Source organism: Veillonella tobetsuensis (assembly GCF_002959935.1).
GTDB classification, from domain to species: domain Bacteria; phylum Bacillota; class Negativicutes; order Veillonellales; family Veillonellaceae; genus Veillonella; species Veillonella tobetsuensis.
On sequence record NZ_PPDF01000012.1, the window covers coordinates 268,819 to 289,939 of the forward strand.

Consider the following 21,121-nt stretch of genomic DNA (forward strand, 5'->3'; position numbering starts at 1 on the left):
GTAGCCTTGGCTACTAAGTCTTTTTTTTATTCCTTTATCATATGATATAATAATTAGATTAGAGGAGGTGAACTAATGCGCGTAGCAAGTATTATTATAAATAGACCTGCAAAACAATTACATAAACCATTAAGCTATTTATTGCCTGAGAAATTTGGCGATGTAAAAGCAGGAACTCGTGTATTAGTTCCCTTAGGTGGTAGCCGTGAAGAAGGTATACTCATTGGCTATGAAGAGTTACTAGAAAAACCAAATTTTACTTTACGTTCTATCATAGATATTCTCGATAGCGATCCTTGGTTTACTTCAGAGATGATGGATACGGCTAAACAAATTAGTAACTATTTCTTATGCTCTTTTGGAGATGCATTGCGATTATTTACAGTTCATAAAACATTAAAATCTTATGATGCACCTAAAGAAGAATGGTTAGTTGTTACAGCTGAATTTAATATTGATCAAGTGAGTCCTAAAAAACGTAAACAACGGGAACTAGCTACTTATTTAATTGAGGTCGGTGGTGCTCCAAAATCTTTATTAAGAGCAAAAGGCTTTTCCTATATGGTTATTAAACAAATAGGTGAAGAGAAGGGGATTCACATTGAAAAACGTTTTAAAGATACAAAAACTGCTTTCACAGAACTCCTAAGTGGTGAGGAAAGTATTCCCTTAACAGATGCACAGATGACTGTATATGAACCAATTAAGAAAACTATAGATCTTGAACAGCATGAAACATTTCTGTTACATGGTGTAACAGGTAGTGGTAAGACACAGCTTTATTTAAAAGCAGCAGCTCGTTGCATCGGTAAAGGCAAAACCGCTATTATTCTTGTTCCAGAAATCATACTAACAGATCAAATTGTTCGAAGATTTGTATCTACCTTTGGGGATGAGGTTGTAGTATTTCATAGTAAATTAACGATTAGTGAGAGAAATAATAATTGGGAGCGTATACGAAGAAAAGATAGTCATATCATAATCGGTGCTCGTTCAGCTGTGTTTGCACCGGCTGAAGATATTGGACTCATCGTACTAGATGAAGAGCATGATACATCGTATAAGCAAGAGGATATGATTAGATATAATGCTAAGAATGTTGCATTATGGCGTGGCAAAGCCCACAATTGTGCAGTTCTTTTGGGTTCCGCTACACCATCCATAACTTCGTATTACAAAGCTTCAGAAGGTGAATATAAATTATTAGAATTACCTAATCGTATATTTGATCAACCTATGCCTCGTGTTCAAATAGTGGATATGAAGGAAGAAATGATACGTGGTAATTATTCTGTGTTTTCTGATGCTATGATGGAGTTGATTCAATGTACGCTCGCTGATGGAAACCAAATGATTATTCTTTTGAATCGTCGTGGTTATAGTACCTTTGTTATGTGCCGAGATTGTGGTGAAACTATTATGTGTCCCCATTGTGAGGTGGCGATGGTGTATCATCAGGCAGGCGAAGAACTACGATGTCACTATTGTGAGCATCATGAACCAATCCCTACCATATGCCCCAAATGTCATAGCAAAAGAATTAAATTTTTTGGTTCTGGTACACAGAAGGTAGAGGAAGAATTGCGTCGTCATTTTAAATCGGCTCGCATTGCTCGTCTTGACCAAGATGTAACTAAACATAAAGATGTGGGTGAAGAGATTTTACAAGATTTCAGAAATCATAAATACGATATTTTATTGGGCACTCAAATGGTTTCTAAGGGGCATGATTTCAAGGATGTTACAGCTGTTGGGATTTTGACGGCTGATTCAGTCCTAAATATTCCAGTCTATTCGGCATCAGAACGTGCGTTTGATTTACTGACTCAAACATCAGGTCGTGCTGGTCGTGGTGATAAGTCAGGTACCGTTGTGATACAAACGTATAATCCTTTAAATTATGCTATAATAAAGAGTAAGGCTCATGATTATTTGGGCTTTTACAATGAAGAAATAGAAAATCGTAGGGCCTTAGGTTATCCACCATTTCGCGAGATGATTTATATGGTCGTAAGACATGTAAAGGAAGATATGGCTGAAAATATAGCTCAAAAGATTGTAGATGAGTTAGAGCAACATTTTCAATCACAACCGATTGACTTTAATGGTCCCTATGAAGCTGGCATAAAAAAAATACGCGATATGTATCGTTTGTCGATTATGATTCGCGGTGAAGATTTAGATGCTGTGAAAGATTATATTTATAATTCTTGGATTTTTACACAAGAGGGCTTACTCATAGATGTAGACCCCATTTAATAAGAGGAATAAATGGCAGTACTTGAAGTAGTAAAAGCAGGTCATCCAGTTTTAAAAGAGGTGGCTGAACCTGTAGAACATGTAAATAAAAAATTACGTACACTAATTGAAGATATGGCAGATACCATGTATGAAACTGAAGGTGTTGGATTAGCAGCGCCTCAAGTTAATGTATCTAAGCGAATTATTGTTGTTGATGACCATGCTGGTAGTGGTTTAATAGCTCTTATCAATCCTGAAATCACTCATGGTGAAGGTTCTCAAATCGGCTTAGAAGGCTGTTTGAGTGTTCCTGGGTATTTTGGTGATGTAGAGCGTTATGAAAAGGTAACTGTAAAGGGGATTGATCCTCATAATAAGAAAGTTACTATCAAAGCTGAAGGGTTTTTGGCGAGAATCTTTCAACATGAAATAGACCATTTAGAGGGCCATTTGTTTATTGAAAAAGCAACAAATTTACGCCGTATTGCAGATCATCCGGAGGAGAAGGAAATTGTCTAATTATAAGCCGTTACGCATTGTATTTATGGGCACTCCAGATTTCTCAGTACCTACATTACAAGCATTAGTTGAAGCAGGGCATTCTATTGTAGGTGTGTACTGTCAACCTGATAAACAAAAAGGTAGAGGCAAACAAATTCAAATGCCCCCTGTAAAAGAGGCGGCATTATCTTTAGATTTGCCTATTTATCAGCCTGTAACGCTTCGTGAGGAAACTGTACAAGAGGAATTAATGGCTCTTGCTCCAGATGTTATCGTTGTTATTGCTTATGGAAAGATTTTACCACCATGGCTAATTCGTTTGCCTAAATACGGCTGTGTTAATATCCATGCATCTATTTTACCTAAATATAGAGGGGCTGCGCCTATTCATTATGCAATTTTAAATGGTGACACTAAAACGGGTGTTACTATTATGCATATGGATGATGGTTTAGACACCGGTGATATTATCGATATTGCAGAAATAGATATTCTTCCAGATGAGACGACGGGCGATTTATTTAATCGTATTGCTGAATTGGGGGCCCGTACAATTTCTCCTGTTTTAGATAAATGGGTGAATGGTGAGATTATATCAATGCCTCAAGATGATAGTCTTGCTAGCCATACCTCTAAAATTACTAAAGAGATGGGACTTATCGATTGGTATCAACCAGCAGATAAGATTGTTAATTTAATTCACGGCTTAAATCCTGCCCCTGGATGTTATACATATTTACAGGGGAAACGTTTAAAGGTTTGGCGTGCTCAAAAGGTGATTGTTGAGTCTGTAAATGCAAATGAGGCTATTGTTTCTATAAATAATAATCAGCTTACTCTAGATGTTGCCAAGCCTGGTACTATTGTTCATACAACGAAAGGTCTTGTCGTTTCAACTGGTGAACAAGGTTACATTCTGCTTATAGAGGTACAACCAGAAAATAAAAAACGCATAAGTGGGCAAGATTTTATTAATGGTCACCAAATTAAAGGTGGTATTGCATTTGATGAAGTGTAATGAATCTTATAAAACATATCCATTATATTTAAAGCTATCTGCCCTGTCTTGTATGGCAATAACCTTAATCATGAGCTTTACTATGTATATAGTGTGGCCTGGTTTAGAACAGATATCTTATACCTTAGCTTTGGTGAGTGAAATCATTGGGGGAATCATAATTTTAATCGTTTGGTTCCTATGGTTTCTTCTAGCTATTGCATCAGCAGGGGCTACATATATTCATCCTATATTATTACGTATTGCAAATCGTTTTATATATTTACTTTTTCCAGTATCCTTGGGATTAGGAAGGGTTCTTATAGGTATAAAAAAAGATGAATTGCGTCAATCCATGATTGATTTGATTAATCATTTAGTAGGCATGAAATTATATAAGGTATGTCCTGAGCGAATTCTTCTGTTAACACCTCACTGTTTACAAGAAAATACATGTATTCACAAGGTGACACATGATGTATATAATTGTAAACAATGTGGCCGTTGTCAGGTGGGAGGCCTATTAGGAATAGCAAAGGAATATGGTTGTCAATTTATTGTCGTTACTGGCGGTACATTAGCTCGTATGAAGGTTAAAGAAGCTAAGCCAAAGGCTATTATTGCTATAGCATGTGAACGGGATCTTGCCAGCGGCATGGCTGATGTATTTCCGATTCCTGTCATTGGCGTATTAAATCAGCGACCTAACGGGCCTTGTTGTAATACTACTGTCGATATTAATAAGGTGCGAGAGGCTGTAGAATTATTGATTGATAAGGATACTTATGAACGAAATTGCTAAGAATGGACAAAAACAAAATATACGATTATTGGCGGTAAAGGCATTATCTGATATCAATCGAAATGGTGCTTATGCTAATATAACTTTACAGGACTATATTTCTAAACATAATTTAGCCGATTTAGATAGACGTTTCTTTACTGAACTTGTATATGGTGTGGTGCGAAGACGTAATTATTTAGATGCTATTATTGTGCATTTTGCTAAACGACCTTTGAAGAAATTATCTTCTATGGTTGTAGAGATTTTGCGTCTAGGTATTTATCAAATTATTTATATGGATAAAGTTCCTGAAAGTGCAGCTGTTAATGAATCAGTTAAACTAGCTAAAAAATTAACTCGTGGCTTATCGGGTTTTGTGAATGCCATATTGAGATCTATTATACGGGAACAAGATAGCATTGGTGTCGAGGATTTAGCATCAAATGATATAGAGGTAATATCTTTTATTTATAATATTCCTTTATGGCTTATCGATTTATGGATGGGTGAGTTTGGTCGTGATAAGACAGAGGATTTATGTGCATGGTTTAATCAACAGCCTAAATTGACTGCACGAATTAATACAATTCTTATAGATATTCCTCAATGTTTAACTTTATTAAAAGAACAAGGCTGGGATGTTTCGCAGGATAGTAATTACAAGGATATTATTTATATAAATAGCCATCGCGGTAGTCTTGAAAAATCTGATGCAGTTATAAAAGGTTATATAACTTTCATGGATAAGGCCTCTATGTTGGTAGCACGATTAGTTAATCCTCAGCCTGGTGAACGTGTATTAGACTGTTGTGCTGCTCCTGGTGGGAAATCAATGTATATGGCAGCCTTAATGGATAATACGGGTTCATTGATGAGTTGTGACATACATGAGCATAAGATTACTCTAATGGAGTCGAATGCTCAACGATTAGGTATTTCTATTGTTCAAACTAAGGTTCAAGATGCTACTGAATTACCATCTGCATGGAAATCGTACTTTGATCGAGTATTGGTTGATGTCCCTTGTTCTGGTCTAGGTATATTACAAAAGAAACTTGATATGCGTTGGCGCAAGGATGAATCTACTCTTTCAGAATTACCGCCATTACAATTGGCAATTTTAGAACGAGCAGCAATGACTGTTAAAGAAAAGGGCTATTTAGTATATTCCACTTGTACGCTAAACTACAAGGAAAATGAAGATGTAGTTGAAGCATTTTTACAAAAGCATAAAGAATTTTCCATAGTCCCTGTAGGTGCTGATTTTCCACTAAAGTCAAATAATGGTATGATTACAACATATCCACCTACAGATGATATGGATGGTTTCTTTATGGTTAAAATGCAACGTATATCTTAACTAAGTAGTTATCAGTAAATGGGAGAACTCATGATTGAATTATTAGGTAAATCCTTAGTTGAATTGCAATCGTTATTTGAAGAACATAAGATTCAAAAATTCAGAGCTAAGCAATTAATAGATTACATATATCATCGACATATTTTTGTCTTTCAAGATATGACACAATTCCCTAAGATGTTAAGAGATTGGTTGGACGCGAACTGCATAATATCGATTCCAAGGATTATTACACAATCTATTTCACCAGATGGCAAAACTCATAAGTTATTATTAGAACTTATTGATCATAGTCGAATTGAAGCGGTGTTGATGGAGCAACATTATGGTAATTCTGTATGTGTTTCATCTCAAGTTGGCTGTGCGATGGGCTGTGTTTTTTGTGCTTCTACACAGGGTGGATTATTTAGGGATTTAACTGTTGCTGAAATTGTAGGACAAGTTGTTCTTTTTAGCGCCTTAAAGGAGGAGGACATCCATTCTTTAGTCGTTATGGGGGCTGGTGAACCGCTACAAAACTATGATAATGTATTACAAGCATTGAAGCTTATTCACGACCCTATTACATTTGATATTAGTTATAGAAAAATGACGATTTCCACGTGTGGATGGGTTCCTAATATATATAAATTGGCCGATGAGGATCTTCCAATTACATTGGCATTATCGCTACATGCTACAACAGATGAAACACGTCGTAAGATTATGCCTGTTGGATCTCGTTATAAGTTAGATGAGGTATTAGAGGCTGTAAAATATTATTATGAGAAAACACAACGACGTATTACTTTTGAATATATTTTAATAGATTCAATTAATGTGTCATTAGAGGAAGCTCATGAATTAGGAAAAATTGGTAAAGAATTCCCTAATTGTCATGTAAACCTAATTCCTGTAAATGGTAATGAGCATATTAATTTATATAAACCTTCTAGTAAACATATGAACATATTTAAGGATATCATCGCCTCCTATGGTGTTTCTGTTACAATTCGTAAAGAAATGGGGGATGCTATTCAAGCCGCATGTGGGCAGTTAAAGGCAGCTCATGGACGGAAAGAGGAGATTCATGAATAATATCGTAGGTTTAAGTAAAATAGGATTAGTTAGAAAGCAGAATGAAGATCGCTTTTTTATTAGCGATAATATTTGTGCTGTTACCGATGGTATGGGTGGATATAGAGGCGGAGAAATTGCCAGCACCTATGCTGTTGATGAAATAAAAGAATATTTACAATCTATATCAACCATTGATGAATTATCCTTGGTGGATGCTATATTGCATGCGAATACTCGCATAGTCAATCGCGTAGCTCGTGAGGAACGTCTCAGTGGAATGGGCACTACTGCTGTTGTAGTGGCTAAGGTAGATGATAAACTATTATGGGCTAGTGTTGGCGACAGTAGACTCTATATTTTTAGAAATGATGAACTAACTCAAATTACTACTGATCATTCTATGGTGCAACAACTATTAGAAGCCGGAGAAATTACAAAAGAAGAGATGTTTAAGCATCCTCAACGTAATTTACTTACTAGAGCAGTTGGTGTTGAAGAAGATTTACAAGTCGATAGTGGTACATTATCTGTAAAATCTGGAGACCGCATTTTATTATGTACTGATGGTTTATCTGGGTATATTAGTGATGAGAGAATACGTCAGGTATTACATGATATTGAAGATAATACAGAAGTATTGGATGCATTGATTGATGATGTATATAATGCAGGTGCCGGAGATAATGTTACTATTATCGTAGGTACTATCTAACTTAGATATGGAGAGTTATAAATATTATGAAGATTAAAGATACATTGTTGGATAATCGCTATCGTATCCTGTCTAAAATTGGCGTCGGTGGTATGGCTGACGTATATAAGGGCGAAGATACCTTATTAGGGCGTCCAGTAGCTATTAAAATTTTACATGCAAATTTTGCTAGTGATGATGAGTTTGTAAGTCGTTTTAAACGTGAAGCACAAGCTGCGGGTAAATTAAACCATCCTAATATTGTAAATATGTATGATGTTGGCTATGACCAAGATATGCATTACATCATCATGGAATATGTGGATGGTGAAACATTAAAAGAATATATTACCCGTCACCATAGATTATCTATTGATGAGGCTGTTAAAATAACCATTTCTATTGGAGAAGGTTTAGAGCACGCACATGCGATGGGGATTGTGCATTGTGATATAAAACCTCACAATGTCATTATCACTAATACTGGTCGTGTAAAGGTAACTGATTTTGGTATTGCTCGTGCCATGAATTCCACTAATACCGTAATGTACACCAACTCTATTATGGGATCGGCTCACTATCTTTCACCAGAACAAGCTAGTGGCAAATCTGTAGACGGCAATACGGATATCTATTCACTAGGTGTTGTTCTATATGAAATGTTAACTGGTAAGGTTCCTTTTGAAGGTGATACGCCAATTGCTGTTGCATTAAAACATGTACGAGAAAAGGTAATACCACCTACGCGATACAATCCTTCGATTCCTCCATTATTAGAATCTGTTGTACTGAAAGCATTAGCTAAAAATCCAGCAGATCGTTTTGAATCTATTTCAGAAATGATGGGTGACTTGCGTTTATCTCAAGGCTTTACAATGGGAAAAACTCAACGTCATGAGCCATATGATTTTGCAACACAAATGATTCCAGCAGTAGATCCAGATACACTAGATGATTTTAGTGATATTGATGACACTACGCCAAAAGAGGTACAAAAGAAATCTATGCTTAGTAAGATTGCATCTATACCACAAAAATATATTGTTTTAAGTGCGGCTGTTATTTTCTTGATTGCATTTTTAGGCGCATTCTTGAGTTATGGTAATTTTTGGAGTAATACTACTGTTGATGTGCCAAATGTTGTGGGCAAACAAGTATCAGTAGCGAAAAATATATTAGAAGATAAACATTTGCGTGTTTCTACTAGTGAAGTTACTAATACCGATGTACCAGCGGGACAAGTTATCTCTCAAAGCCCTGGTTCTGGTGAAAAGGTTAAGGAACAACGAACTATCCATCTTGTTGTATCTAAGGGTGTGGGGGATATTACCGTTCCAGATTTATCCGGTATGACTGTAGAACAAGCTAGACAACGACTTAAAGATTTAGGATTAGTTGTCGGTAAGATAACACAAGGTTCTATTGAAGGTAAACCGGATAATACTATTGTTGCGCAAAGTCCTTCTGGCGATTCTAAAGTATCTAAAGGTACAACTGTTGATCTAGTTGTCAATAAACCTCAAACTAAAAAAGTTAAAATGCCTGATGTAGTTGGTATGACCTTGAAAGATGCTCGTCAAGTTCTAGGGTCTAATAATATTGGGGTTAATCAAATTTCTGGTTCTGTAGATGAAAAAGCAATTGTTACCGAACAAAGTGTAAAAGCTGGTGAAGAGGTTAATGAAGGTAGTAGCCTAAACTTAGCTACTGAATTAAAAGACTCTAAGAAAAAAGAGGATTCTAAACAAAGTTCCTCCAACCGAACTAAAGGGACTGTCGATGTAACCGTTCCATCTGGTTCAAAGAATCAAGAATTAAAGATAGTTGTTAAAGATGATGAAGGTTCTACGGTTATCTATGATGATACAAATAAACCGGGTGACCGCATCGTTAAAAATGTATCTGGTGTTGGTAACGTGCGTATAGAGGTGTATCTAAACGGTGCGTTAGTTCAGGATACAACATTGTAGAGGCCTTATGAATAAAGGTATTGTTATTAAAAACATGAATGGTTACTATTACATTCAAGATGAATTAGGGACCATTCATGAATGCAAAGTAAGAGGACGTTTAAAAAAATCAAGATATAGTTTACTCGTAGGTGATCGCGTAGAATTTTCAGAAGATGGCTTTGTAGAATGTATTTTGCCACGTCAAAATTCTATGGTTCGCCCTGCAGTGGCCAATATTGATCAAGTCATCCTCGTCGTAGCTGCACATAATCCAGATATTAATGAATTATTATTGGATAAGATGCTTGTCATGATAGAACATGCCGATATTCCGGTAGTGCTATGTGTTAATAAGTATGATGTAGGTGATACATCTACAGATCAACTTATCGATAAATACAAAGCCATTGGTTATCAAGTTATTACAACCTCTGCTACAGCGAAGATTGGCATTAATGAATTACGTAATAAATTGCTACATAAGGTGACTGCCTTTGCAGGACCTTCAGGTGTTGGTAAAAGCAGTCTATTAAATGCTGTTGATGAAAAATTTGCCTTTCAAACGGGTGATATAAGCGATAAAATTAAACGCGGAAAACATACAACAAGACATGCATCATTGTTTAGCTTAAATACTGACTCCTTTATTATGGATACGCCTGGTTTTAGCGCCATTGAGTTTACTGATGTTACTTTGGAACGATTGCCGACGCTATTTCCAGAGTTTTCTGATTATGTAGAGTCTTGTAAATTTCATCCATGCTATCATGAACATGAACCAATTTGTGGTATCAAGGAAGCTTTGGCTAATCATAAGATTTTTGAAAGCCGTTATGATGCATATACAATCATTCGAAAGGATATTCAGAACCAAAGAAAGAGGTTTTAATATGATTAAAATAGCTCCATCTATGTTATCGGCTGACTTCTCTATGCTCCGTGACGAGCTTAAAAGTATTGAACAAGCTGGTGCGGATTATCTTCACATTGATATTATGGACGGACATTTCGTACCAAATTTAACATTTGGTGCACCTATTGTGAAAGCCATTCGCCCTCATACCACATTACCATTTGATGTGCATTTGATGGTTACTAATCCTGCTGATTATGTTGAAGAGTATGCGAAAATTGGCATTGAATATTTTACATTTCATCAAGAAACAGTTCCACATATACATCGTTTAATTCAACAAATAAAAGGAAATGGCATGAAGGCTGGCGTTGCACTTAATCCAGGAACACCAGTCGCCACATTAGAAGATGTAGCTGCAGATCTCGATATGATTTTAATTATGTCTGTCAATCCTGGTTTTGGGGGACAATCTTTTATTCCACGGGCCGTTGAAAAAGTTAAACAAGCTAAAATTTTATTGGAAACAATGGGGAATCAGGATGCTGTTATTGAGGTTGATGGTGGTATCAATGATATTACATGCATCCCAATAAAAGACGCCGGTGCTACTCTGCTAGTTGCGGGATCAGCTGTATTTGGTGCTCAAGACAGAGCTAAAATGATAGAATCAATACGAAACAACTAAAACTCGTACATGTATTATGGACTGTTAAAAATGATATATTTGATGAAGAGTCAGTAATTATTAAATAATTACTGACTCTTCTCTTGCTTTTACAATATTTTTCTGATAAAATTATTGGGTATGAAAAATATGCACGTCAGTGGACTTCGGTACTGTGCCTAATTTTGGGTGACCCGGAGGATGAAGCGGCGGAGGTTAATTAACAGGAGGTGCCACAATGGCAGTAGTATCAATGAAACAATTATTAGAGGCTGGTGTACACTTTGGTCATCAGACTAGAAGATGGAACCCTAAAATGGCGAAATTCATCTTCACTGAACGCAATGGTATTTATATCATTGACTTGTCTAAAACAGTTAAAAAAGTAGAAGAAGCTTACAATTTCTTACGTGAAGTTGCTTCCCAAGGCGAAGTTATCCTTTTCGTAGGTACTAAAAAACAAGCTCAAGAAGCTATTAAAGAAGAAGCTATCCGCGCTAACATGTTCTTCGTTAACGAACGTTGGTTGGGTGGTATGTTGACTAACTTCAAAACAATTGAAACTCGTATTAAACGTTTAAAACAATTGGAAGCTATGGCAGAAGATGGTACTTTTGAAGTATTGCCTAAAAAAGAAGTTATCGGCCTTCGTCATGAAATGGAGAAACTTGAAAAATACCTTGGCGGTATCAAAGATATGCCTAAAATGCCAGGTGCTCTTTTCGTAGTTGATCCTAAAAAAGAAAAAATCGCTATTGCAGAAGCTAAAAAATTGGGTATTCCAGTAGTTGCAACAGTTGACACTAACTGTGATCCAGACGAAGTTGAATTCCCAATCCCAGCAAATGATGACGCTATCCGTGCAGTAAAATTATTGGCTGGTAAAATGGCTGACGCTGTTCTTGAAGGTCGTCAAGGCGAATCCTTCGAAGAAGTCAATGCTGAAGCTGCAGAATAATTCTGTTAGCACTTAATCATAATTGATTAGCATTTGAAAGATAAATCTATAACATATATAATTAGGGTAAGGACTATATCCTTACCTTAATTAGTACTAGGAGGAACAAAATAATGGCAATTACTGCTGCTTTGGTAAAAGAATTGCGCGACATGACTGGCGCAGGTATGATGGATGCTAAAAAAGCATTGGTAGAAACTGACGGTAATATCGATAAAGCGGTTGACCTTCTTCGTGAAAAAGGTTTGGCTGCTGCAGCTAAAAAAGCTGGTCGTATCGCAGCTGAAGGTGTAGTACAATCCTACATCCATGCTGGTGGTCGTATCGGTGTTTTAGTAGAAGTTAACTGCGAAACTGACTTTGTTGCTAAAACTGATGATTTCCAAAGCTTAGCGCGCGATATCGCAATGCAAATCGCTGCTGTTAACCCTACATACTTGAATCGTGAAGAGGTTCCTGCTGAAGTTATCGAACATGAAAAACAAGTATTGTTGGAACAAGCTAAAGTAGAAGCTGAAGAAGATGTTAAAGCAGGCCGTAAACCAAAACCTGAAGCTGTTTTGGAAAAAATGGTTGCTGGTCGTATTGAAAAATTCTATAAAGAAAATTGCCTATTAGAACAAGCGTTCATTAAAGATGGTGACAAAACAGTTACCGATATCATTAATGAAAATATTGCAAAAATCGGTGAAAACATCAACGTACGTCGTTTTGTTCGCTACGCTTTGGGCGAAGGCATTGAAAAACGCCAAGATGACTTCGTAGCAGAAGTAATGGCATCTGTTGGTAAATAATTAAGAAATAATAAGAGAACACCGTACCGTGTTCTCTTATTTTGCAATAGAGGAGTATACAAATGGCAAAGAGACACTTTAAGCGTATTGTTTTGAAGTTGAGTGGTGAAGCTTTAGCAGGTGATCAAGGATTTGGTATTAATCCTGATGTTGTAGAAAAGTTTGCTCAAGAAATTGCAGCTTTAGCTAAATCCACTGATTTAGAAATCGCTATTGTTGTTGGTGGCGGTAACCTATGGAGAGGGTTGGCTGGCAGCAATCAAGGTATGGATCGTGCTACAGCTGACTATATGGGTATGCTAGCAACAGTAATGAACTCCTTAGCATTGCAAGATGCTTTAGAACAAGCTGGCGTAGATACACGCGTTCAAACAGCTATCGAAATGCAAGAGGTTGCAGAACCTTATATTCGTCGTCGTGCTATTCGTCATTTAGAGAAAAAACGTATTGTAATCTTTGGTGCAGGTCTTGGAAAACCGTATTTCTCTACTGATACAACTGCTGCATTGCGCGCTGCTGAAATTGAAGCTGATGCAATTTTGATGGCGAAAAAATTTGCTGATGGTGTATATGATTCTGATCCAAAAACAAATCCTAATGCCATCAAATTTGATGAATTAACATATAATGATATTATTACAAAAGAGTTAAAAGTAATGGATTCTACATCCACTACATTGTGTAAAGATAATAATATCCCTATCATCGTGTTCAGCATGGATATTCCTGGTAATATTACAAAAGCTGCAAAAGGTGAAGAAATAGGGACTATCGTTCGAGGAGAATAATCACTATGGAATTAAAAGATTTAATGCTAGAACAAGAGCAACGCATGGATAAATCCATTGAGTCTTTAAAACATGAATTTGCTTCTATTCGTACTGGTCGTGCTAGTGTTGCATTACTTGATAAAATTATGGTTGATTACTACGGTTCTCCTACACCAATCAATCAAGTAGCCAATATTTCTGTTCCAGAACCTCGTATGATTTTGGTTGCACCATGGGATAAATCTATGATTGGTGCTATTGAAAAAGCTATTCTACAATCTGATTTAGGTTTAAATCCTGGTAATGATGGTACTGCAATTCGTTTGACAATTCCTCAATTAACAGAAGAACGTCGTAAAGAGATTGTAAAAATCGTACATAAAAAAGCTGAAGATGCAAAGGTTGCGGTTCGCAATATTCGTCGCGATGCTAATGATGTATTGAAAAAAGAAGAAAAAGCTAAAACCATTACTGAAGATGATGTTAAAGATGGTTTAGATCAAATTCAAAAGTTGACGGACAAAAAGATTAAACAAATCGATGATTTGAAAGCCGTTAAAGAAAAGGACGTATTAGAAGTATAATGACTCATTCTAGTAGTCTTATAGGAATGCCTTGGCAGCTTGCAAAGTCTCAATTGCAGGCTGCCCATATTCCTTTTAAGGTAATAATTGGCGATAATCTTAATCGCTTTTTTGATATAGCCTCTGAAGGCTATTATGTCGCAAGAATTACTGAATGTGGGGATGTGCTTCATATCGTTGTATATAGACCTATGATAGCCAGTGATTTTGGACATACTCTGGGGGTAATGTATGCTGAGGAAACTATTTAAACGCAATACCTCGTCTACAATCGACATAGATGAAAATAATGTGCCTCGTCATGTGGCCATCATTATGGATGGTAATGGACGTTGGGCAAAGCGTCGTGGCATGCCTCGGTCAATGGGACATCGGGCAGGTGCTGATGTATTAAAAGAAATAGTTATTGCTGCTGATGAAATCGGTATTAGCGCTTTAACTGTATATGGATTTTCTACGGAGAATTGGAAACGGCCTGAACAAGAGGTTTCTCTTTTGATGGCTTTAATCAAAGAATATTTACAAAAAAATGTACAATATATGCATGAACATAATGTTCGCATACGTTTTATTGGACATATTCAAGGACTTTCAGACGAATTACAGACAATTATTTCTGACTCAGAATTATTAACCAAGAATAATACAGGCCTAACATTACAATTAGCTATTAATTATGGTGGGCGTGATGAAATAGTTAGAACTGTACAAGAATTAACACAGTCTGTGTTAGATGGCCAACTTGCAGTTCAAGATATTACAGAACAATATATTAGTGATCATTTGTATACACAAGAATTTAGTGATGTGGATTTATTGATACGACCAAGTAAAGACTATCGCATCAGTAATTTTCTATTATGGCAGCTAGCGTATGCCGAATTTTGGTTTACAGATTTGCATTGGCCAGATTTTACAAAAGAAACTTTATTAGAAGCTGTAGCAGCATATCAAAAGCGCGAACGTCGTTTTGGTGGCTTGCAAGAGGAATAATCGATGCTTAAAACACGTGTTATCACTGCGGTTATTGGTTTTATTATTGCATTAGGTGCTATAACTATAGGTGGTTTTACCTATGATGCTCTCATAACCTTATTGGCCCTTATTGGGTGGCGTGAATTTGTTCTGCTCAGTAAGGCTAGACGTGTGCGGGTACCGGTTTTATGGGGATATATATCGATTATCGCTATAATGATATCCTTATGGTTCGGAACCTACACACTTGGTTTGACTGCGCTTATGTTTGCATTCATCGCTAATTACCTAATGTGTACATTTGGCGAAAATACATATTCTATGAGTAGTGTATCCTATAGCTTATTTGGATTGATATATATAGTAATGGGATTAGGTTCATTACTATTAATTCGTCATGATTGGCTATATTATTCCTTAACTATGCCTATAGCTGGTGAAAGCTGGGGCGTAGTTATGCTATGGCTACTATTATTCTGTACATGGGCCAGTGATACCTTTGCTTATTTTGCGGGTCGTGCATTTGGTAAGCGCAAAATTGTACCTTCTATTAGTCCTAATAAAACATTAGAAGGCTTTATTGGTGGTTTTATCGGCTGTATTATAACGGGTATTATTTATGCTAGTATAAGCAATATACCTGTTTATTTTGGTGCCTATGTAGGTATTATTTGCGGTGTATTAGCACCATTAGGGGATTTATTTGAGTCCAAATTAAAACGATTATGTAATGTGAAAGATTCGGGTACATTATTGCCTGGTCATGGTGGCGTATTAGATCGTTTCGATAGTCTACTGTTTACGGCCCCTGTTACATTATTACTTATTTTATTTTTTGCATAATAACTTAAGCAGAAAAGAAGGTTTTTATGAAATATGTAAGTATATTGGGAAGCACTGGCTCAATAGGTACTCAGACGCTAGATGTTATCAAACAACATCCAGATCAATTTAAGGCAGTTGCCTTAGTAGCAAATAAAAATATTGATCTTTTAGAAAAGCAAATCAATGAATTTCAACCTCTTATAGCTGGCGTTGTTGATGAGCAAGCGTATACTCTTCTTAAAGATCGTTACACTGGATCTACTAAACTAATTGGTGGCAAAGAGGCTTTGATAGCGGCAGCAACAATACAAGAGGCAACTATGGTTATTACTGCTATTGTAGGTGCTGTAGGAATCGAGCCAACTGTGGAGGCCATTAAAGCTCGTAAAACCATTGGTCTTGCAAATAAAGAGACCTTAGTTGCTGGGGGACCCTTAATTACTTCTATTGCCAAGGAATATGACGTTGCTATTTTACCTATAGACAGTGAACATAGTGCTATTTTTCAATGCTTAGAAGGTCAAACTAAAGCTAATGTAGATTCATTAATCTTAACTGCTTCTGGTGGACCACTTCGTACTTGGCCTAGTGAACGTATTGCGTCTGCAACTGCAGCGGATTGTTTAAAGCATCCAACTTGGAACATGGGGAGCAAAATCACTATTGATTCTGCTTCTTTATTCAATAAAGGATTAGAAGTAATTGAAGCACACTGGTTATTTGGTTTTGATTTTGATCATATCGATGTTGTGGTTCACCCTCAAAGTATTATCCATTCCATGATTCGTTTGAAGGATGGTGCTATTCTTGCACAAATGGGAAATCCTGATATGAGAGAACCTATTCAATATGCTTTAACCTACCCTGATCGTATGTCTCTTGATATGAAGCATTTAGACTTTAAAGAATTACTCACTCTCGAGTTTATGCCTCCTAGAGTTGACGATTTTCCTGCACTACGTTTAGCTTATGAAGTAGGTAAAATAGGTGGTTTTAAACCAGCTGTTTTTAATGCGGCTAATGAGACTGCTGTTTACGCCTTCCTAGATGGGAAAATTGTGTTTAGCGACATCTATAAAATTGTTACTGCTGTATTAGAATCTATGGAACCTGATGATACGTTCACCCTTGATAACTTATTGGCTGTCGATCAATGGGCTCGCATAAAAGCAACAGAGTTTATAAATAGGAGATAGTATGATTACGGCTTTAGCCACAATATTTGTATTTGGTCTAATTGTGTTTATTCATGAATTAGGTCATTTTATAACTGCAAAATTATCTGGAATGCGCGTTGATGAGTTTGCCATTGGTTTTGGTCCTATTTTAGTCAAAAAACAATATGGCGAAACACTCTATTCCATTCGTTGTATTCCTTTAGGTGGTTTTAATAAAATTGCAGGTATGACACCTGATGAGCCTTTGGATGAAGGTTCTTTTTACAATAAACCAGCCTATAAAAAGTTAATTGTTATTTCTGCTGGTGCAATATTTAATTTCTTACTAGCTATCGTGATTTACTTTGGCTTAAATGCAACAGTAGGAACGATGGTCTCTACGGATAAACCAATTATTGGTAGTGTAGTAACAGGTGGTGCTGCTGATTTAGGTAAATTACAAGGTGGAGATATAATTCTTTCCATTGATAATCAACCTATTTCAAAATGGTCAGAGATTTCTGAACGTTTAAAAGGTACCGCTAATCATGGGGTTACTGTAGTAGTAGAGCGTAAAGGAGAAACAATAGAATCTACAGTGATTCCTAAATTAGAAAAGGATACACCTAAACTTGGTATTTATCAATCCTATGAAACAATACCTCATAGTATTGGGGAGTCCTTTGTATTAGCTGTTCAAAAAACAGGATATATTATTGGAGCCATGGTAGATGGTCTTAGAGAGATGGTTGTCGGCAAAGAACAGGCAGAAGTATCTGGGCCAGTAGGCATTTCACATATGGCTGGTTCTATAGCACAACAAGGGTTTGCCCCATTATTGAGCTTTGCTGCATTACTTAGCATCAACCTTGGCGTAATTAATTTATTGCCACTACCAGTATTAGATGGCGGTCATCTTATCATCATTTTGATTGAGGCTATTACAAGACGTAAATTACCTGCTAAAGCGTTGATGTATATTCAAATGGTTGGTATCGCTCTTTTAGTCACTATCTTTGTATATGCTACGGCAAAAGATATTATACAATTACTATAAGAGTCATAGTTAGGAGTTATATATGATTACTAGAAAACCAACAAATGGCATCTATGTAGGCAATGTAAAAATTGGCGACTATGCACCAGTTAGTATTCAATCTATGATTACTACTGATCCTGTACATACAGAAAAGGCGATAGCTGAAATTAATCGACTGGCTGAAGCAGGTTGTGAATTAGTGCGTGTAGCAGTACCGACAATGGCATCTGCCAAAGCATTAAAAGCGGTACGTGCAGGCATTACAATCCCTTTAATAGCAGATATTCATTTTGATTATAAATTGGCCTTAGAAGCTATCGAGAATAATGTAGATGGTCTTCGTATTAATCCAGGAAATATCGGTGGTGAGGATAAGGTCTTAGCGGTTATTGAAAAAGCTAAACCTAAACAAATACCTATTCGAATTGGTGTTAATGCCGGTTCTTTACCTCAACATATATTAAAGGCTTATGGTGGTCATCCTACAGCTGATGGGATGGTTGAAACTGCTTTAGAGCATGTGCGCATTTTAGAAAAATTAGACTATAAACACATGAAGATTTCTATTAAAGCTACTGAAGTTCCTCTCATGGTAGATGCATATAGAAAGCTTTCAGATAAAATACCATATCCATTACATTTAGGTGTAACAGAAGCAGGTACTATTAAACAAGGTACTATTAAATCTGCTATGGGTATAGGTGCATTACTATTGGATGGTATTGGAGACACATTGCGTGTATCCTTAACAGGTGATCCCATTCATGAAATCGAAGTGGGAAAAAGTATTTTAAGTAATTTAGGCCTTAGAAACTTTGGGGCCACCATGATTTCTTGTCCCACATGTGGTCGCTGCCAAGTTAACTTGTTTGATATGGCAGGTATTGTAGAGGAACGTTTAGCATCTATTTCTGCACCTATTAAGGTGGCCGTTATGGGCTGTGTTGTAAATGGTCCAGGTGAAGCTAGAGAAGCTGATTTTGGTATTGCCGGTGGTAATGGTCAAGGCATTATTTTCAGAAAAGGGGAAGTATTTAAAACTGTTCCTGAATCTGAATTAGTAGATACTTTATTTAGAGAAATAGATCAATATTTAGAAACACTTGATAAGGAGTAATTGTATGTTAGCCAGTAAATTATATGCCCCAACATTGCGGGAGGTTCCATCTGATGCAGATGTGGTAAGTCAACAACTTATGTTGCGTGCAGGTTTTATGCGCAAGGTTGCCAATGGTTTATATAGTTTTTTACCGTTGGGCTGGCGAAGTATCAAAAAAATTGAAGCCATCATTCGTGAAGAGATGGACCGTTCTGGAGCACAAGAAGTCATGATGCCTATTTTGCAACCTGCTGACATTTGGAAAGAATCCGGTCGCTGGAATGCGTATGGTGCTGAAATGATGCGCATTAATGACCGCCATGATGTGGAGTACTGCTTAGGACCTACTCATGAAGAAATGATTACAACATTGGTAAAAAATGAAATTAATTCATATCGTCAATTACCAGTTAATCTTTATCAAATCCAAAGCAAATTCCGCGATGAACGTCGTCCACGATATGGTTTAATGCGTAGCCGCGAATTTATTATGAAGGATGGTTACTCCTTTGATATTGATGATGCAGCTGCAGATGTATCTTACAAAACTATGTATGATGCATATAGTCGTATTTTTACTCGTTGCGGTCTTACTTTTAGACCTGTAGAAGCTGATAGCGGTGCTATTGGTGGTAGCAATACTCATGAATTTATGGCTATTGCTGAAGCTGGCGAAGCAGATATTATTCACTGTTCATCTTGTGACTATGCTGCAAATATTGAAATTGGTAAACCGGGCATCATGAAACAAGTAGAAGAGGCTTTAAAAGAATTAGAAGTTGTGGATACGCCTCATGCATCTACTATTGAAGCTGTTGCTGAAATGCTCAATTTACCTTTAGAAAAAACTATTAAAGCCGTAGTATATGCCATTGAAGATAAAGTAATTCTAGCTATGGTTCGCGGTGATCATGATGTGAATGAAGTGGCTGTTCAACATGCGGTTAATGGTTCCGTAGAGCCTGAAATGGCAACACCTGAACAATTGGAAAAGGTTGGATTGACTGCTGGTTTCATCAGTCCGGTAGGCCTTAAACAAACAGACGATTTTGCTATTGTTGTAGACGAATCTGTTATGGAAACATATAATGTTTGTGGTGGTGCTAATAAAGCTGATGCTCATTATATTAATATCAATCCTAAACGCGATTTTAATACAGAAGATATTATTGTAGCACCTATTCGTTTAATTACAAAAGACGATGTATGCCCTGAATGTCATAGTCCTTTAGAATACAGTAAAGGTATCGAAGTAGGCCAAGTATTTAAGTTGGGTACTAAATATTCTGAAAGTTTACAAGCTACATACCTTGACCAAAATGGTCGTCCTAATGCAATGGTTATGGGCTGTTATGGTATCGGCGTTAGCCGTACATTAGCTGCTACTATTGAGCAATACCATGATGAGAATGGTATAATTTGGCCTCGTGCTATAGCTCCTTTTGAAGTAGTTATTGTTCCTATTAACGCAAAAGATGAAGCTCTAATGTCCACAAGTACATCTATTTACGATACATTGTTAAACAATAAAGTAGATGTTTTATTAGATGATCGTAAAGATCGAGCTGGTGTTAAATTTAAAGATGCTGATCTTATTGGCTATCCATTACGAATTACAGTAAGTAAAAATACGTTGGATAGTAATGAAGTAGAAATCCGTATCCGTAAAACAGGTGAAGCTATTAATTGTCCAATTGGTGAAGTATCCAGTAAAGTACAAGAATTATTGAGTCAATTATAATTTAAATTGCGATTCTAGTGAATGCTCATTAGAATCGCAATTTTTATGTTATAGAGAATTAGAAATATTCTAAT

Annotated in this window: 21 protein-coding genes; all 21 read left to right on the forward strand. The window is 36.5% G+C overall.

Features of this window, described 5'->3' with window-relative positions; translation table 11 throughout:
• The first annotated feature begins 75 nt into the window (after positions 1-75).
• A complete protein-coding gene (gene priA / locus VTHSUH11_RS07210) occupies positions 76-2,259 on the forward strand; it encodes a replication restart helicase PriA (protein WP_105093159.1) in 2,184 nt (727 codons plus the stop codon).
• Between the two features lie 12 nt (positions 2,260-2,271).
• On the forward strand, positions 2,272-2,760 hold the full coding sequence (gene def / locus VTHSUH11_RS07215; RefSeq protein WP_105093160.1) for a peptide deformylase: 489 nt from the start codon (positions 2,272-2,274) through the stop codon (positions 2,758-2,760).
• Positions 2,753-3,760 carry a methionyl-tRNA formyltransferase gene (fmt, locus tag VTHSUH11_RS07220; protein WP_105093161.1) on the forward strand — a complete coding sequence of 336 codons (1,008 nt, stop codon included), beginning with the start codon at positions 2,753-2,755 and terminating at the stop codon, positions 3,758-3,760. The genes def and fmt overlap by 8 nt, the downstream gene beginning before the upstream one ends.
• Entirely contained in the window at positions 3,717-4,541 is an 825-nt protein-coding gene (locus tag VTHSUH11_RS07225) for a DUF116 domain-containing protein (protein ID WP_105093162.1), read from the forward strand. The genes fmt and VTHSUH11_RS07225 overlap by 44 nt, the downstream gene beginning before the upstream one ends.
• Positions 4,525-5,883: a 16S rRNA (cytosine(967)-C(5))-methyltransferase RsmB gene (gene rsmB, locus VTHSUH11_RS07230; protein ID WP_105093163.1), complete on the forward strand. Its 1,359-nt coding sequence runs from the start codon at positions 4,525-4,527 to the stop codon at positions 5,881-5,883. The genes VTHSUH11_RS07225 and rsmB overlap by 17 nt, the downstream gene beginning before the upstream one ends.
• Positions 5,884-5,913: 30 nt before the next feature.
• The gene (gene rlmN, locus VTHSUH11_RS07235) at positions 5,914-6,960 is read left to right on the forward strand and encodes a dual-specificity RNA methyltransferase RlmN (protein ID WP_105093164.1); all 1,047 of its coding nucleotides are present in this window, start codon (positions 5,914-5,916) and stop codon (positions 6,958-6,960) included.
• Positions 6,953-7,654: a Stp1/IreP family PP2C-type Ser/Thr phosphatase gene (locus VTHSUH11_RS07240; protein WP_059362295.1), complete on the forward strand. Its 702-nt coding sequence runs from the start codon at positions 6,953-6,955 to the stop codon at positions 7,652-7,654. Before rlmN ends, VTHSUH11_RS07240 begins: the two co-directional genes overlap by 8 nt.
• Positions 7,655-7,680: 26 nt before the next feature.
• Complete coding sequence (pknB, locus tag VTHSUH11_RS07245; protein WP_059362298.1) at positions 7,681-9,603, forward strand: Stk1 family PASTA domain-containing Ser/Thr kinase; 1,923 nt, start codon at positions 7,681-7,683, stop codon at positions 9,601-9,603.
• A 7-nt stretch (positions 9,604-9,610) separates the two neighbouring features.
• Positions 9,611-10,474 carry a ribosome small subunit-dependent GTPase A gene (gene rsgA, locus VTHSUH11_RS07250; protein WP_105093165.1) on the forward strand — a complete coding sequence of 288 codons (864 nt, stop codon included), beginning with the start codon at positions 9,611-9,613 and terminating at the stop codon, positions 10,472-10,474.
• A gap of 1 nt (position 10,475) precedes the next feature.
• Complete coding sequence (gene rpe / locus VTHSUH11_RS07255) at positions 10,476-11,126, forward strand: ribulose-phosphate 3-epimerase (RefSeq protein WP_105093166.1); 651 nt, start codon at positions 10,476-10,478, stop codon at positions 11,124-11,126.
• Positions 11,127-11,343: 217 nt separating this feature from the next.
• Positions 11,344-12,063, forward strand: coding sequence for a 30S ribosomal protein S2 (gene rpsB, locus VTHSUH11_RS07260; RefSeq protein ID WP_105093167.1), 720 nt, complete (start codon positions 11,344-11,346; stop codon positions 12,061-12,063).
• Between the two features lie 113 nt (positions 12,064-12,176).
• Complete coding sequence (gene tsf / locus VTHSUH11_RS07265) at positions 12,177-12,857, forward strand: translation elongation factor Ts (protein WP_059362307.1); 681 nt, start codon at positions 12,177-12,179, stop codon at positions 12,855-12,857.
• A 62-nt stretch (positions 12,858-12,919) separates the two neighbouring features.
• Positions 12,920-13,645 carry a UMP kinase gene (pyrH, locus tag VTHSUH11_RS07270; RefSeq protein ID WP_059362313.1) on the forward strand — a complete coding sequence of 242 codons (726 nt, stop codon included), beginning with the start codon at positions 12,920-12,922 and terminating at the stop codon, positions 13,643-13,645.
• Between the two features lie 5 nt (positions 13,646-13,650).
• Entirely contained in the window at positions 13,651-14,211 is a 561-nt protein-coding gene (gene frr, locus VTHSUH11_RS07275) for a ribosome recycling factor (RefSeq protein WP_059362316.1), read from the forward strand.
• Positions 14,211-14,462, forward strand: a complete 252-nt coding sequence (locus VTHSUH11_RS07280) for a hypothetical protein (protein ID WP_059362319.1) — start codon at positions 14,211-14,213, stop codon at positions 14,460-14,462. Before frr ends, VTHSUH11_RS07280 begins: the two co-directional genes overlap by 1 nt.
• A complete protein-coding gene (locus VTHSUH11_RS07285) occupies positions 14,443-15,204 on the forward strand; it encodes an undecaprenyl pyrophosphate synthase (RefSeq protein ID WP_105093168.1) in 762 nt (253 codons plus the stop codon). Before VTHSUH11_RS07280 ends, VTHSUH11_RS07285 begins: the two co-directional genes overlap by 20 nt.
• A 3-nt stretch (positions 15,205-15,207) precedes the next feature.
• Entirely contained in the window at positions 15,208-16,029 is an 822-nt protein-coding gene (locus VTHSUH11_RS07290; RefSeq protein ID WP_105093169.1) for a phosphatidate cytidylyltransferase, read from the forward strand.
• Between the two features lie 26 nt (positions 16,030-16,055).
• Entirely contained in the window at positions 16,056-17,207 is a 1,152-nt protein-coding gene (locus VTHSUH11_RS07295) for a 1-deoxy-D-xylulose-5-phosphate reductoisomerase (RefSeq protein WP_105093170.1), read from the forward strand.
• 1 nt (position 17,208) lies between these two features.
• Positions 17,209-18,225: an RIP metalloprotease RseP gene (gene rseP, locus VTHSUH11_RS07300; RefSeq protein WP_105093171.1), complete on the forward strand. Its 1,017-nt coding sequence runs from the start codon at positions 17,209-17,211 to the stop codon at positions 18,223-18,225.
• Positions 18,226-18,247: 22 nt separating this feature from the next.
• On the forward strand, positions 18,248-19,324 hold the full coding sequence (ispG, locus tag VTHSUH11_RS07305; RefSeq protein WP_105093172.1) for a flavodoxin-dependent (E)-4-hydroxy-3-methylbut-2-enyl-diphosphate synthase: 1,077 nt from the start codon (positions 18,248-18,250) through the stop codon (positions 19,322-19,324).
• 4 nt (positions 19,325-19,328) lie between these two features.
• Positions 19,329-21,047 carry a proline--tRNA ligase gene (locus tag VTHSUH11_RS07310; RefSeq protein WP_105093173.1) on the forward strand — a complete coding sequence of 573 codons (1,719 nt, stop codon included), beginning with the start codon at positions 19,329-19,331 and terminating at the stop codon, positions 21,045-21,047.
• The last annotated feature ends 74 nt before the right edge of the window (positions 21,048-21,121 follow it).

What these genes read in the sequence shown, in the direction of transcription:
- rseP (WP_105093171.1), top strand. Translation starts at nt 17,209, where the DNA reads ATGATTACGGCTTTAGCCACAATATTTGTATTTGGTCTAATTGTGTTT.
- VTHSUH11_RS07290 (WP_105093169.1), top strand. Translation starts at nt 15,208, where the DNA reads ATGCTTAAAACACGTGTTATCACTGCGGTTATTGGTTTTATTATTGCA.
- ispG (WP_105093172.1), top strand. Translation starts at nt 18,248, where the DNA reads ATGATTACTAGAAAACCAACAAATGGCATCTATGTAGGCAATGTAAAA.
- frr (WP_059362316.1), top strand. Translation starts at nt 13,651, where the DNA reads ATGGAATTAAAAGATTTAATGCTAGAACAAGAGCAACGCATGGATAAA.
- VTHSUH11_RS07295 (WP_105093170.1), top strand. Translation starts at nt 16,056, where the DNA reads ATGAAATATGTAAGTATATTGGGAAGCACTGGCTCAATAGGTACTCAG.
- rlmN (WP_105093164.1), top strand. Translation starts at nt 5,914, where the DNA reads ATGATTGAATTATTAGGTAAATCCTTAGTTGAATTGCAATCGTTATTT.
- pyrH (WP_059362313.1), top strand. Translation starts at nt 12,920, where the DNA reads ATGGCAAAGAGACACTTTAAGCGTATTGTTTTGAAGTTGAGTGGTGAA.
- tsf (WP_059362307.1), top strand. Translation starts at nt 12,177, where the DNA reads ATGGCAATTACTGCTGCTTTGGTAAAAGAATTGCGCGACATGACTGGC.
- rpsB (WP_105093167.1), top strand. Translation starts at nt 11,344, where the DNA reads ATGGCAGTAGTATCAATGAAACAATTATTAGAGGCTGGTGTACACTTT.
- rsmB (WP_105093163.1), top strand. Translation starts at nt 4,525, where the DNA reads ATGAACGAAATTGCTAAGAATGGACAAAAACAAAATATACGATTATTG.
- priA (WP_105093159.1), top strand. Translation starts at nt 76, where the DNA reads ATGCGCGTAGCAAGTATTATTATAAATAGACCTGCAAAACAATTACAT.
- rpe (WP_105093166.1), top strand. Translation starts at nt 10,476, where the DNA reads ATGATTAAAATAGCTCCATCTATGTTATCGGCTGACTTCTCTATGCTC.
- VTHSUH11_RS07285 (WP_105093168.1), top strand. Translation starts at nt 14,443, where the DNA reads ATGCTGAGGAAACTATTTAAACGCAATACCTCGTCTACAATCGACATA.
- VTHSUH11_RS07240 (WP_059362295.1), top strand. Translation starts at nt 6,953, where the DNA reads ATGAATAATATCGTAGGTTTAAGTAAAATAGGATTAGTTAGAAAGCAG.
- VTHSUH11_RS07225 (WP_105093162.1), top strand. Translation starts at nt 3,717, where the DNA reads ATGGTCACCAAATTAAAGGTGGTATTGCATTTGATGAAGTGTAATGAA.
- VTHSUH11_RS07310 (WP_105093173.1), top strand. Translation starts at nt 19,329, where the DNA reads ATGTTAGCCAGTAAATTATATGCCCCAACATTGCGGGAGGTTCCATCT.
- pknB (WP_059362298.1), top strand. Translation starts at nt 7,681, where the DNA reads ATGAAGATTAAAGATACATTGTTGGATAATCGCTATCGTATCCTGTCT.
- VTHSUH11_RS07280 (WP_059362319.1), top strand. Translation starts at nt 14,211, where the DNA reads ATGACTCATTCTAGTAGTCTTATAGGAATGCCTTGGCAGCTTGCAAAG.
- rsgA (WP_105093165.1), top strand. Translation starts at nt 9,611, where the DNA reads ATGAATAAAGGTATTGTTATTAAAAACATGAATGGTTACTATTACATT.
- def (WP_105093160.1), top strand. Translation starts at nt 2,272, where the DNA reads ATGGCAGTACTTGAAGTAGTAAAAGCAGGTCATCCAGTTTTAAAAGAG.